The organism is Pseudomonas sp. (assembly GCF_049653025.1).
Taxonomy (GTDB): Bacteria; Pseudomonadota; Gammaproteobacteria; order Pseudomonadales; family Pseudomonadaceae; genus Aquipseudomonas.
In genome coordinates, this window is the sequence record NZ_JBASFM010000006.1 from 860,677 (window position 1) to 875,734 (window position 15,058).

Annotated in this window: 16 protein-coding genes; 6 read left to right on the forward strand and 10 right to left on the reverse strand. The window is 63.0% G+C overall.

Annotation, left to right across the window (positions count from 1 at the left end):
• Window positions 1–48 precede the first annotated feature (48 nt).
• Entirely contained in the window at window positions 49–1,731 is a 1,683-nt protein-coding gene (locus WBK23_RS07030) for a fatty acid--CoA ligase (protein WP_424483240.1), read from the reverse strand.
• A gap of 172 nt (window positions 1,732–1,903) precedes the next feature.
• Here WBK23_RS07030 and WBK23_RS07035 point away from each other — a divergent pair, with 172 nt between their 5' ends.
• Window positions 1,904–3,079, forward strand: coding sequence for a thiolase family protein (locus WBK23_RS07035; protein WP_424483241.1), 1,176 nt, complete (start codon window positions 1,904–1,906; stop codon window positions 3,077–3,079).
• 75 nt (window positions 3,080–3,154) lie between these two features.
• Here WBK23_RS07035 and WBK23_RS07040 read toward each other — a convergent pair whose 3' ends face one another.
• The 6 genes from WBK23_RS07040 to WBK23_RS07065 all read right to left on the reverse strand — a co-directional run bounded on the left by WBK23_RS07040 (window position 3,155) and on the right by WBK23_RS07065 (window position 8,431).
• A complete protein-coding gene (locus WBK23_RS07040; RefSeq protein ID WP_424483242.1) occupies window positions 3,155–3,766 on the reverse strand; it encodes a DUF2846 domain-containing protein in 612 nt (203 codons plus the stop codon).
• Window positions 3,767–3,841: 75 nt separating this feature from the next.
• Window positions 3,842–4,999: a phospholipase D-like domain-containing protein gene (locus WBK23_RS07045; RefSeq protein ID WP_424483243.1), complete on the reverse strand. Its 1,158-nt coding sequence runs from the start codon at window positions 4,997–4,999 to the stop codon at window positions 3,842–3,844.
• A 101-nt stretch (window positions 5,000–5,100) separates the two neighbouring features.
• Complete coding sequence (locus WBK23_RS07050; RefSeq protein WP_424483244.1) at window positions 5,101–5,439, reverse strand: amidase; 339 nt, start codon at window positions 5,437–5,439, stop codon at window positions 5,101–5,103.
• Window positions 5,436–6,527, reverse strand: a complete 1,092-nt coding sequence (locus tag WBK23_RS07055) for a serine hydrolase domain-containing protein (protein ID WP_424483307.1) — start codon at window positions 6,525–6,527, stop codon at window positions 5,436–5,438. The genes WBK23_RS07050 and WBK23_RS07055 overlap by 4 nt, the downstream gene beginning before the upstream one ends.
• A 144-nt stretch (window positions 6,528–6,671) precedes the next feature.
• Complete coding sequence (locus WBK23_RS07060; protein ID WP_424483245.1) at window positions 6,672–7,457, reverse strand: MBL fold metallo-hydrolase; 786 nt, start codon at window positions 7,455–7,457, stop codon at window positions 6,672–6,674.
• Between the two features lie 86 nt (window positions 7,458–7,543).
• Complete coding sequence (locus tag WBK23_RS07065) at window positions 7,544–8,431, reverse strand: acyl-CoA dehydrogenase (protein ID WP_424483246.1); 888 nt, start codon at window positions 8,429–8,431, stop codon at window positions 7,544–7,546.
• Window positions 8,432–8,577: 146 nt separating this feature from the next.
• On the opposite strand from WBK23_RS07065, the gene olsB reads away from it, so the two are divergent.
• The gene (gene olsB / locus WBK23_RS07070) at window positions 8,578–9,336 is read left to right on the forward strand and encodes an L-ornithine N(alpha)-acyltransferase (RefSeq protein WP_424483247.1); all 759 of its coding nucleotides are present in this window, start codon (window positions 8,578–8,580) and stop codon (window positions 9,334–9,336) included.
• A gap of 83 nt (window positions 9,337–9,419) precedes the next feature.
• Complete coding sequence (locus WBK23_RS07075) at window positions 9,420–10,199, forward strand: lysophospholipid acyltransferase family protein (RefSeq protein WP_424483248.1); 780 nt, start codon at window positions 9,420–9,422, stop codon at window positions 10,197–10,199.
• Here the strand turns inward: WBK23_RS07075 and WBK23_RS07080 are convergent.
• On the reverse strand, window positions 10,196–10,780 hold the full coding sequence (locus WBK23_RS07080) for an ACP phosphodiesterase (protein WP_424483249.1): 585 nt from the start codon (window positions 10,778–10,780) through the stop codon (window positions 10,196–10,198). The two genes, WBK23_RS07075 and WBK23_RS07080, sit on opposite strands and share 4 nt — an antisense overlap.
• A gap of 124 nt (window positions 10,781–10,904) precedes the next feature.
• Between WBK23_RS07080 and WBK23_RS07085 the strand changes: the two genes are divergently transcribed.
• Window positions 10,905–11,207: an ArsR/SmtB family transcription factor gene (locus WBK23_RS07085; RefSeq protein ID WP_424483250.1), complete on the forward strand. Its 303-nt coding sequence runs from the start codon at window positions 10,905–10,907 to the stop codon at window positions 11,205–11,207.
• 38 nt (window positions 11,208–11,245) lie between these two features.
• On the forward strand, window positions 11,246–12,295 hold the full coding sequence (locus WBK23_RS07090) for an alkene reductase (RefSeq protein ID WP_424483251.1): 1,050 nt from the start codon (window positions 11,246–11,248) through the stop codon (window positions 12,293–12,295).
• A gap of 154 nt (window positions 12,296–12,449) precedes the next feature.
• On the opposite strand, the gene WBK23_RS07095 is transcribed toward WBK23_RS07090, so the two are convergent.
• Window positions 12,450–13,292, reverse strand: coding sequence for an ATPase (locus WBK23_RS07095; RefSeq protein WP_424483252.1), 843 nt, complete (start codon window positions 13,290–13,292; stop codon window positions 12,450–12,452).
• A 289-nt stretch (window positions 13,293–13,581) separates the two neighbouring features.
• Between WBK23_RS07095 and WBK23_RS07100 the strand changes: the two genes are divergently transcribed.
• Window positions 13,582–13,890 (forward strand): hypothetical protein, encoded by a 309-nt coding sequence (locus WBK23_RS07100; protein WP_424483253.1) that lies wholly within the window; start codon window positions 13,582–13,584, stop codon window positions 13,888–13,890.
• A 27-nt stretch (window positions 13,891–13,917) separates the two neighbouring features.
• On the opposite strand, the gene WBK23_RS07105 is transcribed toward WBK23_RS07100, so the two are convergent.
• A complete protein-coding gene (locus tag WBK23_RS07105; RefSeq protein ID WP_424483254.1) occupies window positions 13,918–14,910 on the reverse strand; it encodes an NAD-dependent epimerase/dehydratase family protein in 993 nt (330 codons plus the stop codon).
• Between the last annotated feature and the right edge of the window lie 148 nt (window positions 14,911–15,058).

Genomic DNA, 15,058 nt, shown 5'->3' on the forward strand with positions numbered 1-15,058 from the left:
CATTCGTAGAAAACCCGAGCACCCCGTGCGGGTGCCCGGTAAAAACGCTTAGAGCGTGGAGAGAAACGGGCTGCCGGCGGCCTGCCACTGAACGATATCCAGGCGGATACGCTTCTTATCCAGCTTGCCGACACTGGTCTTGGGAACTTCGGTAACAAGGGCAATTTGTGACGGTATCGCCCACTTGTTGATGCTGCCTTGTTCCACAAACGGCTTGAGGTGTTCCTTCAGGCCCCTGGCGTCCAGCGTCTGCCCATCACGCAGCACCAGCAGGGCAAACGGGCGCTCGCCCCACTGCGGATCGACTATGCCGACCACCGCTACTTCGCGCACGGCAGGATGGCGGCTGATCAGGTCTTCCAGCTCCAGAGAGGAAATCCACTCGCCGCCAGTCTTGATCACATCCTTGATACGGTCGCGAATATCGATAAAGCCGAAGTCATCGATGGTCGCGACATCGCCAGTATGCAGCCAGCCGTGCTGCCACAGTTCCGCACCCTTCTCCGGCTCGCGGAAGTAGCCCTGAGTCAGCCACGGTGCCCGCAGCACCAGTTCGCCCTGAGTTTCGCCATCTGCCGGTAACAAGTTGCCATCGGCGGACATGATCGCCGCTTCAACCAACGGAACCGGCACGCCGGCCTTGATCCGGTAGCTGGTGCGCTCATCTTCGCTACCGGCCATCAATTCATCATTGATATGGCCACAGGAAATCAACGGGCAGGTTTCCGACATGCCATAGGCCGCCGTCAGTTGGATGCCGCGCGCCTTGGCAGCGTCGTACAACGAGCGATTGAGGGCGCTGCCGCCGATGATCAGCTTCAGGCCGCCGAAGTCGTGGCCCTGAGCCGTTGGCGCGCTCATCACCATCTGCAGAATAGTCGGCACGCAGTGGGAGAAGGTCACCTTCTCCTCCTTGATCAGGCGGCAGAGCATGTCCGGCTCGTAGCGCCCCGGGTAGACCTGTTTGACCCCGAGCATGGTCGCCACATAGGGAATCCCCCAGGCGTGCACGTGGAACATCGGGGTGATCGGCATATACACATCGTTGGTACCGAGCAGGCGCACGCTGTCGAGGCTGCCCAGCACGCTGGCTTCGGCCAGGGTGTGCAGCACCAGTTGGCGGTGGCTGAAGTACACGCCCTTGGGGTTGCCGGTGGTGCCGGTGGTGTAGAAGGTGGTGGCGATCGAGTTTTCGTCGAAATCCTCGAAGTCATAACGCGGGCTGGCCGCGGCCAGCAACGCTTCGTATTCGCCCACCAGGTTGCCCAGATCTGCGCTCTTATCGGCCGCATCAGTGAGCAGAAGGGTCTTTTCCACCGTGGTCAGCTGGCTTTCGATGCCCTTGTACAGCGGCACGAACTCGCTGTTGACCAACACGAACTTATCCTCAGCATGGTTCATGGTGTAGAGGATCTGATCAGCCGACAGGCGGATATTGATGGTGTGCAGCACCGCGCCGATCATCGGAATAGCGAACATGCACTCCAGGTAACGGTGGCTGTCCCAGTCCATCACCGCCACGGTGTCACCGGCCTTGACCCCGGCCTCGGTCAGCACATTGGCCAGGCGTGCGATGCGCTGGTTGAGGGTGGCGTAGCTGTAACGCAGCTGGTCGCGGTAGACGATTTCGCGGGTCTTTTCATAGCGAACACCGGACAACAGCAGGCGCTTGATCAACAAGGGCGCTGGGTGGGCGTTGTCGGCGGGGGCAATCAGGCGGGTCTGCAGCATGGCGATACCTTATTTCACGGTTTTTTCAGTGCGGCCAATCTAGAGGGCTACGCGCCCGGCCAAATCAACCCAAAGAATGATTTTCCCCGTGACTCTTTGGCCATTTTTAGTCACGCAGTAGAATCGACGGGTCGTTACCCCGTTTGTTTGGCTCAGCATGAGGAATTTTTCGATGTCCGATATCGTTATCGTCAGCGGCGCACGCACCCCGATGGGTGGTTTCCAGGGCAGCCTGTCGAGTGTCGCCGCCGTCGATCTGGGCGCTGCCGCAATCCGCGCGGCGGTTGAGCGTGCAGGTATTGCCGCCGCCGATGTAGAAGAAGTGATCATGGGCTGCGTGCTGCCCGCCGGCCTCAAGCAAGGCCCCGCGCGTCAGGCGTCGCTGAATGCTGGCCTGCCCGCTGCCACCGGCTGTACCACCATCAACAAGCTGTGCGGCTCGGGCATGAAAGCCGTGATGCTGGCCCACGACCTGCTCAAGGCCGGAACCAACAACGTGATGATCGCCGGCGGCATGGAAAGCATGTCCAACGCGCCCTATGTCATGACCAAGGCCCGTACCGGCCTGCGCATGGGCCATGGCGAGATCAAAGACCATATGTTCCTCGATGGACTGGAAGACGCGCGCACCGGCCGCCTGATGGGCTCCTTCGCCCAGGAAACCGCCGACCAGTACGGCATCACCCGCGAAGAAATGGACGCCTACGCCATCGAATCGCTGAAACGCGCCCAGGCGGCGATTGCCAGTGGCGCGCTGGATGCGGAAATCGTTCCGATCACCGTCAGCAGCCGCAAGGGCGACGTACTGATCAAGGATGACGAACAGCCGCTGACCGCCAATCTGGAGAAGATCCCCGGCCTCAAGCCGGCGTTCCGCAAGGACGGCAGCATCACCGCCGCCAACGCCAGCTCGATTTCCGACGGTGCCTCGGCGCTGCTGCTGATGACCGCTGAAGAAGCCGCCAAGCGTGGCCTCAAGCCGCTGGCGAAAATCGTCGGCCACGCCACCCAGAGCCAGGACCCGAGCGAATTCACCATTGCGCCGATCGGGGCCATGAGCAACCTGCTGAAGAAAACCGGCTGGAACAAGGCCGATGTCGATCTGTTCGAGATCAACGAAGCCTTTGCCATGGTCACCATGCTGGCCATGCGCGAGCACGGCCTGGATCACGCCAAGGTCAACATCTACGGCGGTGCCTGCGCCCAGGGCCACCCGGTCGGCTCCACCGGCTCGCGGATCATCCTGACCCTGATCAACGCGCTGAAGAACACCGGCGGCAAGCGTGGCATCGCCTCGCTGTGCATCGGTGGTGGTGAAGCTACGGCGGTCGCAGTTGAGTTGATTTAAAAGCGTCAGGGCATGGCCGCAATGGCCATGTTCAAGCTGCAGTAACGGGCCAGCCTTGCGCTGGCCCGTTGCGTTTTAGATGCCGATCTTGTCCAGCGACTTGCCGACCTTGCGCCAGAAGCTGCGCTGCATGCGCTCGGTTTCGCCGCTGGCGGCAATCCGTTCGAAGGGCTGCACTTCGCGGGTTGTGGTGATTTCTGTAGCCGCCACGTCCTTGGACACCAGCTGCAATGGGCCATCACCCTGGCTCGCGGCCGGGTCACTGGCCGGCGGTGGGTTGAGCTCGTCGTAACGCAGGTAGTAGATGCCACCCGCCTCGGCATCCAGGGCAAAGCTGCTAATCAGGGTGAAATCCAGCGGGCCGTCGGCGAAGAAGGTCCAGTGCGTACCAAATAGCGGGCGGCGCATTTCCAGCTGATAACTGGCGATATCGAACTCCAGCACCAGGTAGCCGTTGCTGGGCAGGCTGCCGATCAGCTGGTTATTCAGAAACAGCGCCGGCGCTTCCAGCTCCTGATCGGCCCAATCGCTTTGCGGGCGATAGAGGTACACCAGGGCGTGATCCTCATCACTGAGCACGTGCTCGCGAAACGCCTCACCCTCGGTGGCACCAAAGAACGCACCAGGCGTCGAACAACCGCACAACAGCGCAGACAACAGCACAGCAAGCCAGGGCAGACAGCGCATCGACAGCTTCCTTATTGGTTTTATCGGCCGAGCATAGCCGCGCCCCGGCATCGCCACACCCGACAAAAGTGCGGGTTAGCGGCGACGATCGAGCAGGTTGACCAGCAATTGATCCAGCGAGCCCCAGATCGACTGCTGCACGCGCCGCCACCAAGGCCGGGCACGCCAGTCGGCCAGGGTGATTTCCTCGCTCAGGGCAAAGTCCGCCTGAAAGCTGGCCGCCACGCTGGCGGTAAACTGCGGATCGAGCGCCTCCAGATTGGCGTCCAGGTTGAAGCGCAGGTTCCAGTGGTCGAAATTGCACGAGCCGACGCTGACCCAATCGTCCACCAGCACCATCTTCAGGTGCAGAAAACGCGGCTGGTACTCAAAGATGCGCACCCCGGCCTTGAGCAGGCTGGCGTAGTAGCGCTGGCCAGCAAAGCGTACCGGTGGATGATCGGTGTGTTGCCCGGCCAGTAACAGGTGCACCTCGATGCCACGCTTGGCGGCCTGGCGCAGGGTGCGGCGCACGCGCCAGGTCGGCAGGAAGTACGGCGTCGCCAGCCAGATGCGCTGCTTGGAGCCACGCAAGGCACGCACCAGCGAAAGCAGAATGTCGCGATACTGCGACGCATCGGCAAAAGCAACACGGCCCAGCCCCTGGCCCAGCGCAGGCAGCGCCGGTAGGCTCTTCAAGCGCAGCGGCATACGCGGTCGCCAGGCGATCCAGGCCTGACTCGCCTGCCACTGGCGCTCGAACAACTGCTGCCAGTCGGCCACCAGCGGCCCGCTGATTTCCACCATAACCTCGTGCCAACGGCTGCTGTCTTGCTCGGGCCGCCAGAATTCATCGGTGGCACCGGTGCCGCCGACAAAGGCGAATTGCCCATCGACCAACAACAGCTTGCGGTGATCGCGATGGAAGTTGCGCACGCCGTGCTTCCAGCGCAGCGGGTTGTACCACTGCACCTGCACGCCGGCCGCCTGCAGCAGCTGCCGATCCGCAGCATGCAAGCCCTGCCCGCCAAAGGCATCCAGCAGACAGCGCACCACCACACCACGCCGCGCCGCCGCGCACAGCGACGCCAACAAGGCGCTGCTGCAGGCCCCGCTTTCCACCAGATAGAGTTCCAGCTCGACCTGCTGCTGCGCCGCGTCGATACGCGCCAGCATCTGCACAAAGAACTGCGGCCCGTCGATCAGCAGCGTCAGCGTGTTACCGCGCCGCCAGGGAAAGACGTTATGCGGCATAACCGTTCGCTCTGGGCATTGCGTCTCACGCATGGGGAATGGAGACGCCACCATAGCCGGCTGGCTGGGCCTTGCAAACCCTGCCAGCCGCCCCTGTGCCGTTAAGACTCAGGAAGTTGCGCCGCTTTTGGCAACAACTGACAGCCCTGACGTTGACCCAACCACTGCGCACTCTGCGTGCTGCCCAGGCCGCGCGCGGTCACGCGCTTATTGGCTTGGTCATCGAAGAAGCCGGAGAGCGAAACATACTGGGCGACGTAAGCCTCGCAGTAGTCGGCCGGGTTGTTCGCCACGTAGCGGCACGAACAATATTCCTTGGCCGAGTAGCCTCCGATAATGCTGGGGAAGGCCTGCAAGTGCGCGCGGTTCTGCCAGGCCAAGGCGGCGAGCAACAGCAGGATAAGCAGCAACAGACTACTGAACGGACGACGGCGAATCATGGCTGCACCTCCTGGGCCAACGCGGCGAGAACCAACTTGAGGAAGTGGTTGCGATCAAAGCTGCCATCACGGTCATCGGCGTAACGCACAATCAACAGGTGCTCGCTGGCGATCACGTACAGCCCCTGCCCCCAATGCCCGGACGCCACCAGGGTGTCCTCCGGTGCATCCGGCCAGGGTCTGCTTGCTCCAGCTACAGCCGCGTTCAGCCACCACTGACCGCCCGGCACCGCTTCGCCGGGTTTGTCGGCCTGTGGCTGGTAATTGGCAAACGGCGTGCGGTTGAACTCGACCCAGGCCTTGGGCAGCAATTGCTGCTCACCCCAACGACCATCGCGCTGCATCAGCAGGCCGACGCGGGCCAGATCGCGGGCACTCATGTAGGCGTAAGAAGAACCAACAAAGGTGCCAGAGGCATCGCGCTCCCAGACCGCGGTCTTGATTCCCAGCGGGTCAAACAATGCGGTCCAGGGGTAATCGGCGTAAGCCTCGGCACCGACCATATTCTTCAACGCGGCAGACAGCACATTGCTATCGCCACTGGAGTAGCGGAAGCGTTCCCCAGGTTCAGCGTCGGCGCTGTGTGCGGCGGCGAAGGCGGCCATATCACTGCGGCCACGGGTGTAGAGCATGGCCACCACCGAGGATTTCAGTGGCGCGTATTCATAGTCTTCCTGCCAATCCAGACCCGAGGCCCAGTTGAGCAAGTGGCCAACCTTGACCTGCGGATGCGCGGCAAAAGGCGGGTAGTAATCGGCCACCGGTGCATCCAGACGGAAACGCCCTTGGCCGTACGCCACACCCATAGTAGTGGCGAGCAGGCTCTTGGCCATTGACCAGGTCAGGTGCGGGGTGGCGGCAGTGGTCGGCGCGGCGTAACGCTCATACACCACCTGACCATCGCGGATCACCAGCAGGGCGTCGGTGCGCACACCCTTGCGGGTCGCGTCATCGCGGGTCGGGAAGGCATAACTTTCCAGTTCGCTGAGCGCGGCACTGGGCGGCGCAAGCTGGCTGGCCCAGTCTTCACCTGGCCAGTTCTCGGCCTGCGCCGCTGCGCAACCCAGGCCGAAGGCGCAGGCCAGCATCAGCCGCCGCGCAGGAAATAGAGTGAAAGACATGGAGCCGCCTCTGCTGGGATCGAAGGCGGCACCCTAGCATGCGAGCGATGACGGCAAACAGCGCCGAACACGCCGGTTTAACCGGCGATTCGGCGCGAAAAGTCAGTCCATCTACTTAGGTAGGCGGTAATCCTCCGGCCCCATCAAATCCATGCCGCATTCGAGGTTTTCGATCCAATAGAGGAAGGCATTGATCATCTCAGCGCCGACAAAGGGCCGGCCGTGCTGCGGCACGATCATCGCCACGTCCATCTCGCGCACCATCGCCGCCCACAGCCGGCAGACCTTGTTACTGGCCATATAGCGACGGTGAAAGCCGAGCATATTGGGCACGTGGTTGACGAAGTCGCTGACCGGGTAGGCGTCATCCACCAGCGAGGCGCCCATATCGCCGGAGAACAGGATCTTGCTCACCGGGTCATACAGCTGGAAGTTGCCCACCGAATGAAGAAAATGCGCGGGCACCGCTTTCAGCATGCAGTTACCCAGGGCAAACGATTGGCCGCGATCGGGCAGCGCGATGATCCGGTCAAAGGTATTGATGCCACGGCTCAGGGCCAGGTAGTTGGCGGTCAGGTGCGGCAGAAAGCGTGCCCACAGCTTTGAACAAATGACCTGCGCGCGGGTATGCAGCAGCCATTTGTCCAGCGAGGCGATGATGTCCGGGTCCTGGTGCGAGGCGAAGATATAGGTCAGGTCCTGCACCGGGATGTACTTGGACAATTCCAGCGACAGCGGCGTGTAGGTCAGGTCACCGCCCGGGTCGAGCAGTAGGTATTGCTCGTTGTCGGTGATCAGAAACTGGTTGGACTGCACGCCCTCACCGCTGACCAGGTCATCAAACATCATGCATTGATGCTGGCCGTTATCGAACAGCACTATGGGTTCGCGTCGCATGGCAGGCTCTCATCCGAAAGCCGGCGAGCTTAACGACCTACCGGGCCCTGCTTACTGATCTGGATCAAGCCGCACCGGCATGCGTATCAGTGATTCAGCCCCAGCACCTCGCGGGCCTTTTGCAGGCGTTTATTACGGGCACTTCCGGCAATCGCCAGCACGCCCTGGTCGCGTTGCCAGAGCTGCGCCCAATGCGCATCGCCACTGGCAAAGGCCGCGTCCAGCTCACTGCGCAGGCTGTCGAACTGGGCGAACAAGCCGGCCAACAGCATATGACTGGCCGGCGCACTCGGGCATTGCCGCGCCATCTCGGCGCAACCACCGAGCAAGCCGAGCAGGCGCAATTGCAACGGCTGCGGCCAGGCCGATTGCTGCGCCACCCCCAACAACCAGGCCCCTATCGCGCCTAGCACGTGAGTGTCTTCGAGGGTACGGAAGGGTTTGACGTAGGCATCCCAGCCATCGCCGGCCAACCGCTCGCACTGCGCATCCTGCAGGTGCAAACGGCCATGGCTGATATCCGGCATCAACGGCAAGGCTGGCAGCAGCTCGATGCGCACGCCCGGCGCGCCATTGCGCACCACGCCCAGGGCCAGGCGCGGCGGTTGCCCCGGCTGATCCTCGCGCGCCGCCACCAGCAGCCAGTCAGCCGCTTCGGCGGCGGTGACGAAATCCTTGCGGCCATCCAGGCTCAACGCGTTGATCCGCGTGGTCATATCCGCCGGCCGCGTGCTGCGATTTTCGGTGACGCACAGCGCTCCCAGGCTCCAGGGTGCGGAAGGCCAGAGCGCGCGCAACGCGCCTTGATAACCGGCGAGAAACGCCAGCCCCGGCGTCGCCGCCAGATGCCCGCCACGCAGCGCCAACTCGAAGGGCGTCGGCGCGCCGATCCGCTCCAGCAGGCTGGCGTACCAGCTTTCCAGGCCGGCGACCGGGAGGCGTTCGGGTTGTTTCAACAGCGATGGCCAGGGCATGCGGGCTCCTTGTGATTCGGCGCAAAGGGCTGTCACACAAGCATCACCAAAGATTCACTGAGGTGACACTGGTGCTACTTAGCCTGAGCTTGCCCAACAAGATCGACCGGCTGCAAGGCAAAAAGCCGGCTAACGGAGACTCAGGCATGACTCAGATGGCAATCACCCGCGACCGCACTACCCCCGCTCGTCGCCTGCAGGCCGAGCGCTTACACGGCGCTGCCGCCCTGCGCGAAGCCCAGGCGCTGCGCTTTCGCGTATTCAGCGCCGAGTTCGATGCCAAGCTCAAGGGAGCCGAGCTGGGTCTGGACATGGATGACTACGACATTCACTGCCAACACATCGGCGTGCGTGATCTCAACAGCGGCGAGCTGGTCGCCACCACTCGCCTGCTCGACCACCAGGCGGCTGCCAGCCTGGGGCGCTTCTACAGCGAAGAGGAATTCAGCCTGCACGGCCTGCCGCACCTCGAAGGGCCGGTGCTGGAAATCGGCCGCACCTGCGTCGACGCCGCCTACCGTAACGGCGCGACCATCGCCGTGCTCTGGGGCGAGTTGGCCGAAGTGCTCAACGAAGGCGGTTACCGCTACCTGATGGGCTGCGCCAGCATCTCCATGCAGGACGGCGGCATCCAGGCCCAGGCAATCATGCAGCGCCTGCGCGAACGCTACCTGTGCACCGAACACCTGCGCGCCGAACCGAAAAACCCGCTGCCGGCGCTGGATGTGCCGAGCAACGTGATCGCCGAGATGCCACCGCTGCTCAAGGCCTATATGCGCCTGGGTGCGAAGATCTGCGGCGAGCCGTGCTGGGATCAGGATTTCCAGGTCGCCGACGTGTTTATCCTGCTCAAACGCGATGAACTTTGCCCGCGCTACGCACGGCATTTCAAAGCTGCGGTTTAACAGCAGGTCGGGGGACGGTTGCACAACACGCCGGCACTCTGTAGACAGTGCCGGCGTTTGTGTTTTTGCCGCTGGAGAGCTTGATGAAGAAATTGCGTTTGTACCTGCGCCTGGCGCGCCTGATGGCAGTGATCAGCCTCGGCACCCTGCTGGCGGCGGGTATCACCCTGCTCGAACGCCTGGTCCGGCACGACCTGATGCCGACCCGCCAGCGCCTGACCCGCTGGTTTCTCGCGCGCCTGGCGGCGGCCTTGCCATTCCGCTTGCAGGTACAGGGCGAGCTGCCGCGCCAGCCGATGCTGTGGGTCAGCAATCACGTGTCCTGGACCGATATTCCGCTGCTCGGCATGCTCACCCCGCTGTCCTTTCTGTCCAAAGCTGAGGTGCGTACCTGGCCGGTGGCTGGCTGGCTGGCACACAAGGCCGGCACCCTGTTTATCCGCCGCGGTTCGGGCGACAGCAATCTACTCAACCAGCAGCTCGGCAAGCATTTGCAGCGTGGGCGTAACCTGCTGATCTTCCCGGAAGGCACCACCACCGACGGCCTCGGCCTGCGCACCTTTCACGGCCGCCTGCTGAGCAGCGCGATCGACAGTGGCGTAGCTGTGCAACCGGTGGCCATCCGTTACCTGCGCAATGGCCAACCGTGTAGCGTCGCGCCCTTTATCGGTGATGACGACATGCTCTCGCACCTGCTGCGCCTGCTCGGCAGCGAGCTGAGTGAAGTGCAAATCCAGCTGCTGACGCCGATTGCCAGCAGCGAACTGAACCGCAACGCCCTGGCCCGCGCCGCGCAACAGGCGATCAGCCAGGCGCTGTTTGGCGCAGCAGAAGTGCCCCAGGAAGAGAGCCAGGCCGCCTAACTGGCGAGTCCACGCTCACGGGCTACGAACGCCTGCAACTCCGGATAGAACTGGCGAAAATCCTCCAGCAGCGGCTGATACAGCCGCTCCAGTTCAGCCAGGCCGCCTATCAGCAAGCCCGGCCGCGACAAACGTCGGTCGATCCCCGCAATCACCTGCTCCAGCACGGCAAATTCGCGGTAACTGCCCAGCCAATCCTGCGCCGCCATGCGCGGCGCGATCAGCGCCAGGCGCTCGGGCAAGCGCGGCTCGGCTGCCAGCACCTGGTAAACCCGCCCGGTAAAGTGCGGCAGCGGCTCGCTGGCGTAATCGCCCCAGTTCAGCGCCAGACAGTGATCAAAAAACACATCCAGCAAGATGCCGCTGTAGCGCCGGCGCTCGACAGCAAAACGCGCCCGCGCCTGCAATTGCATCGGATGGCTGTCGGTAAACACATCGATACGCCGATGCAGACGGATGGCCGCTTCGATATCCGCCGGCCACTGCCCGGCCAGCGGCCCTTTGACGAAATCGCCATACAAGCTGCCCAGCAATTGGGCCGGCGCGTCGCCGCCGAGGTGTAGATGCGCGAGGTAGTTCATCCCCTGAGCTTACACATCAGCGCTGCTGATGATCACTATCGGGTCAAACGATCTGTATATCGCCCAATGCCGATATAAGGTTCGCCCCATCGCGATACGGCGACAGCGAACCCCTGGAATACCCATGACCATCGACCTCGATGAAGTGATCAAAGCCCTGGCCCACCCGGTACGGCGCGACATCCTGCACTGGTTGAAAGACCCGCAGGCCTACTTCGCCGACCAGGACCATCCGCTGGAAATCGGCGTATGCGCCGGCAAGATCGACCAGCGCACCGGCCTGTCGCAATCAACGGTCTCGGCACACCTGGCGACCCTGCTGCGCGCCGGGCTGATCAGCAGCAAGAAGGTCGGCCAATGGCATTTCTTCAAGCGCAATGAAGCCACCATCCAGGCGTTCCTCAACCACATCAACCAAACGCTCTAAACCCTTTTCGCTAGCCCCAAGACGAAGGAAGCTCACCCATGACCACGCTTTTCGACCCTATTCAGATCGGCGACCTGCAACTGGCCAACCGCATCATCATGGCCCCACTGACCCGCTGCCGCGCCGATGAAGGCCGCGTACCCAACGCGCTGATGGCCGAGTACTACGTACAACGCGCCAGCGCCGGGCTGATTATCAGCGAAGCCACCGCCGTCACCCCGATGGGCGTCGGCTACCCGGATACCCCCGGTATCTGGTCGGATGCACAGGTGCGCGGCTGGAGCAATATCACCAAGGCGGTACACGCCGCCGGCGGCAAGATCGTCCTGCAACTGTGGCACGTCGGGCGAATTTCCGACCCGCTGTACCTGAACGGCGAACTGCCAGTCGCCCCGAGCGCCATCCAGCCGGCCGGGCACGTCAGCCTGGTGCGCCCGATGAAAGACTTCGTCACCCCGCGCGCCCTGGAAACCGAAGAAATCGCCGATATCGTCGAGGCCTACCGTCTGGGCGCGGAAAACGCCAAGGCCGCCGGTTTCGATGGTGTGGAAATCCACGGGGCCAACGGTTACCTGCTCGACCAGTTCCTGCTGAGCAGCACCAACCAGCGCACGGACCGCTACGGCGGCAGCCTGGAAAACCGTGCGCGCCTGCTGCTGGAAGTGACCGATGCGGCAGTCGAAGTCTGGGGCGCTGGCCGCGTCGGCGTGCACCTGTCGCCACGGGCCGACCTCCACGACATGGGCGACGCCAACCGCGCCGAGACCTTCACCTACGTGGCGCAGGAGCTGGGCAAGCGCGGCATCGCCTTTATCTGCGCCCGTGAGCGGGAAGCCGACGACAGCCTGTCGCCAGATCTGAAGCAAGCCTTCGGCGGCGTATTTATCGCCAACGAGCGCTTCACCAAGGATCAGGCCAATACCTGGCTGGCCAGCGGCAAGGCCGATGCTGTGGCCTTCGGCGTGCCCTTTATCGCCAACCCGGACCTGCCTGCCCGCCTGGCGCAGGACGCCGAGCTGAACGCGCCGCGCCCGGAAACCTTCTACAGCCAAGGCGCTGTCGGCTATATCGACTACCCAGCGCTGTAACCCTGACGCTGCCCCTCTACTGTAGGAGGGGCTTTAGCCGCGATAGCGTTATCGAACGCTCGCCGCTAAAGCGCCTCCCACAGGGATACGCGCCTGCTGTAATTGCCCTAAATAAAAAGCCCGCCAATTGACGGGCTTTTTATTTGCAGCTAACTCAGCGTGCGTCGATCTGCTGCTGCAGGTTCAACACCTGCGCCTGCAGGGTGCTGATATTGCGGCTCATCTGCGCGCGGAACGCATCGAACTCGGCGAGGCTGCTGCCCGCCGCGCGGGTTTCCAGTTCGCCTTTGAGCACCAGCAGGTCCTGTTCGACGCGGGCGATGGCCTGGCTGGAGTTGCCCTGTTTCTTCAACGCATCAATCTCGCCGCTCAAGCCGGCAATTTTCTCGTCGAGCTTGCTCTGCCCGGCCAACGCACTTTTCAGGCTGGCTTGCTCGCTTTTCAGCGCAGCCTGCTCGGTGGTGAGTTTGCTCAGGGTGGCTTCCAGCTTGTCGTCACCGCCTTGCTGGCTCTTCAGTTGCGCCGCCAGTTGCTCAAGCCGCTCGCCCTGCTTGCTGCTGGTGCCTTGATGCTGCTTGCTCAGCTCGGCCAGTTTGCTTTCCAGCTGCTTGACCTGCAGCTTCAGCGCTTCGCTGCCGCTGGTGACCGTGGATTCGGTGGCCACCACCTTGCCGGAAATATCCTGGATACGGCCGGCGGCTTCCTCGCTGATACGGGCGAAGCTTTCCTGGGTCGCAACCAGTTGCTGCTCCATCAGGCTGATCTGCTGGAAGCTCCACCAGCCCAGGCCGCCCAGGGCAATCATTAACGCGCCAACCAGGGCCCAGAGCGGGCCGGTGCTGGCCGATTTCACCGGTGCAACAGCTGCCGCGCGGCCATGGCTGTTGCCGCGTGCCGGCTGCGGGTGATCGGCCGCATAGTCGTCGTGATCGTGATCGCGCTGATCAGCCCGCAGGCTGGGCACGTGATCGAGTTCGTCGTGGGCATCATTACGCATGGATAAACCTTCAAGAAAACGCAGTAGGAGCAAACCTTCCAGTACAGCGCCGGCACGCGGCAGTTTGCCAATGGCGCGCAGTATAACGATTCACCGCTGGCGCTTCAGCGTTGCGCAGCAACGGCGCACCACGCACCGACGAAGGGCAGTATCTGACCAGATCGACCGCCGCCACAGCGCACAATAGGCCATTCAGTGAACTGGTACGCACTTTGCAGCCGTGCAAATAGCCAAGGGTGTCCGGGGCACGGGCGACACCCGCTGCGTTTCAACTACCGGGGATGGCCATATGGAACTGAACAAAGCGGTTTTGGATTGCATGCAAGCGTTGCGCCGCCGACTGCGCGCCGAACAGGCGCTGGATATTCGCCTGAGCCAGCCGGATGCAATCAACGCCATGCTCAGCGCCTGCCTCGACTCCACTGACGAACACACCCGTGAACTCGGCCAACGCCTGGCCCAGCTCAGCGACAGCCCGTATCAGCCGGCCGTTGAAGTGATCGCCCCACACCTGCCGAGCACCACGCCACTGGTGGCCGAGGCGGCGCATGCCGCGGGCTCGGTACGCATCTATCGCGGCCAACGGGTCTACGCCTAAGTCGCTAAACCCACCAGACACACTGCCTCAACTCGGGTGATGCGCCTTCCACCAGGTGCAGAACTCATCCAGCGCCGTCCATAGGCTGACTTTGGGCTCGTACTCCAGATACTGCCGCGCCCGGCTGATATCCAGGGAAAAGTCCTTGGCCATCACCGCCACGCCCAGGCGGAACAGGGTCGGCTCCGGGCGGCCCGGCAGCAGCTTGCACAGCCCTTCATTCAAGGCCGCCGCGCCATAGGCCAGACCATAGGGCATATGTCGGGTCACGGGCGGCAGATCGAGTTGGCGCAGCACGTAATTGATCACGTCCCACAGCGGCACCGGTGCACCGTTACTGATGTTGTAGACCTGCCCCAGCGCCGGCCCGGCCGCCAGCAGGCAACTCATCAGCGCCTCGTTGAGGTTGTGCACGCTGGTGAAATCGACCTTGTTCAGGCCATTGCCGATGATCGACAAACGCCCCTTGCGCTGCATATTGATCAGGCGCGGGAAGATGCTGGTATCGCCCGCCCCGGTGACAAAGCGCGGGCGCAGCGCCAGTACCTCCAGGCCGAACTCCTGGGCGGCGAACACCTGCTGCTCGGCCAGGTACTTGGTCTTGCCGTAGTGATCGGAAAAGCGCTTGGGCAACTGCTCCTCGCGCAGGCCGACATGCGCCTTGCCATCGAAGTACACCGACGGCGAAGACAGGTGCACCAGCCGCCGCACCTTGTGCTTCAGGCAGGCCTCGATGACGTTATCGGTGACCTGCACATTGGCCTGGTGGAAGTGCTGGTAGTTACCCCACACGCCGACCGCGCCGGCGCAGTGCACCACGGTCTCGACATCCCGGCACAGCTGCTGCACCAGCTCGGGGTCGGCCAGATCGCCCTGGACAAACTCCGCGCCGCGCGAACAGAGATGTTCAACGCCTTCGGCACGGCGGCCGTTGACCCGCACGTTCAAGCCCTGCTCCAGGGCAAAGCGGGCGAAGCGCCCACCGATAAAGCCACTGGCTCCGGTTACCAGAATTTTCATTGCCGCCCCCATTACGCGTGATCGCCTCGCCACTCTAGCAGCGCCCAGCGGCGCTCGCCGTGACGTTGCCGGCCAGAACAGCGACTGCACACACCCTGCGATAGGCCAACAGGGCCGCGCACAACGGCTAAGCTGCCAGGCGCAATCC

Bases quoted from the DNA above. Each gene is read 5' to 3' on its own strand.
- WBK23_RS07075 (WP_424483248.1), top strand. From the start codon at position 9,420: ATGAAGAAATTGCGTTTGTACCTGCGCCTGGCGCGCCTGATGGCAGTG.
- WBK23_RS07100 (WP_424483253.1), top strand. From the start codon at position 13,582: ATGGAACTGAACAAAGCGGTTTTGGATTGCATGCAAGCGTTGCGCCGC.
- WBK23_RS07105 (WP_424483254.1), bottom strand. From the start codon at position 14,910: ATGAAAATTCTGGTAACCGGAGCCAGTGGCTTTATCGGTGGGCGCTTC.
- WBK23_RS07065 (WP_424483246.1), bottom strand. From the start codon at position 8,431: ATGCCCTGGCCATCGCTGTTGAAACAACCCGAACGCCTCCCGGTCGCC.
- WBK23_RS07080 (WP_424483249.1), bottom strand. From the start codon at position 10,780: ATGAACTACCTCGCGCATCTACACCTCGGCGGCGACGCGCCGGCCCAA.
- WBK23_RS07055 (WP_424483307.1), bottom strand. From the start codon at position 6,527: ATGCTGGCCTGCGCCTTCGGCCTGGGTTGCGCAGCGGCGCAGGCCGAG.
- WBK23_RS07090 (WP_424483251.1), top strand. From the start codon at position 11,246: ATGACCACGCTTTTCGACCCTATTCAGATCGGCGACCTGCAACTGGCC.
- olsB (WP_424483247.1), top strand. From the start codon at position 8,578: ATGACTCAGATGGCAATCACCCGCGACCGCACTACCCCCGCTCGTCGC.
- WBK23_RS07060 (WP_424483245.1), bottom strand. From the start codon at position 7,457: ATGCGACGCGAACCCATAGTGCTGTTCGATAACGGCCAGCATCAATGC.
- WBK23_RS07035 (WP_424483241.1), top strand. From the start codon at position 1,904: ATGTCCGATATCGTTATCGTCAGCGGCGCACGCACCCCGATGGGTGGT.
- WBK23_RS07045 (WP_424483243.1), bottom strand. From the start codon at position 4,999: ATGCCGCATAACGTCTTTCCCTGGCGGCGCGGTAACACGCTGACGCTG.
- WBK23_RS07030 (WP_424483240.1), bottom strand. From the start codon at position 1,731: ATGCTGCAGACCCGCCTGATTGCCCCCGCCGACAACGCCCACCCAGCG.
- WBK23_RS07040 (WP_424483242.1), bottom strand. From the start codon at position 3,766: ATGCGCTGTCTGCCCTGGCTTGCTGTGCTGTTGTCTGCGCTGTTGTGC.
- WBK23_RS07085 (WP_424483250.1), top strand. From the start codon at position 10,905: ATGACCATCGACCTCGATGAAGTGATCAAAGCCCTGGCCCACCCGGTA.
- WBK23_RS07050 (WP_424483244.1), bottom strand. From the start codon at position 5,439: ATGATTCGCCGTCGTCCGTTCAGTAGTCTGTTGCTGCTTATCCTGCTG.
- WBK23_RS07095 (WP_424483252.1), bottom strand. From the start codon at position 13,292: ATGCGTAATGATGCCCACGACGAACTCGATCACGTGCCCAGCCTGCGG.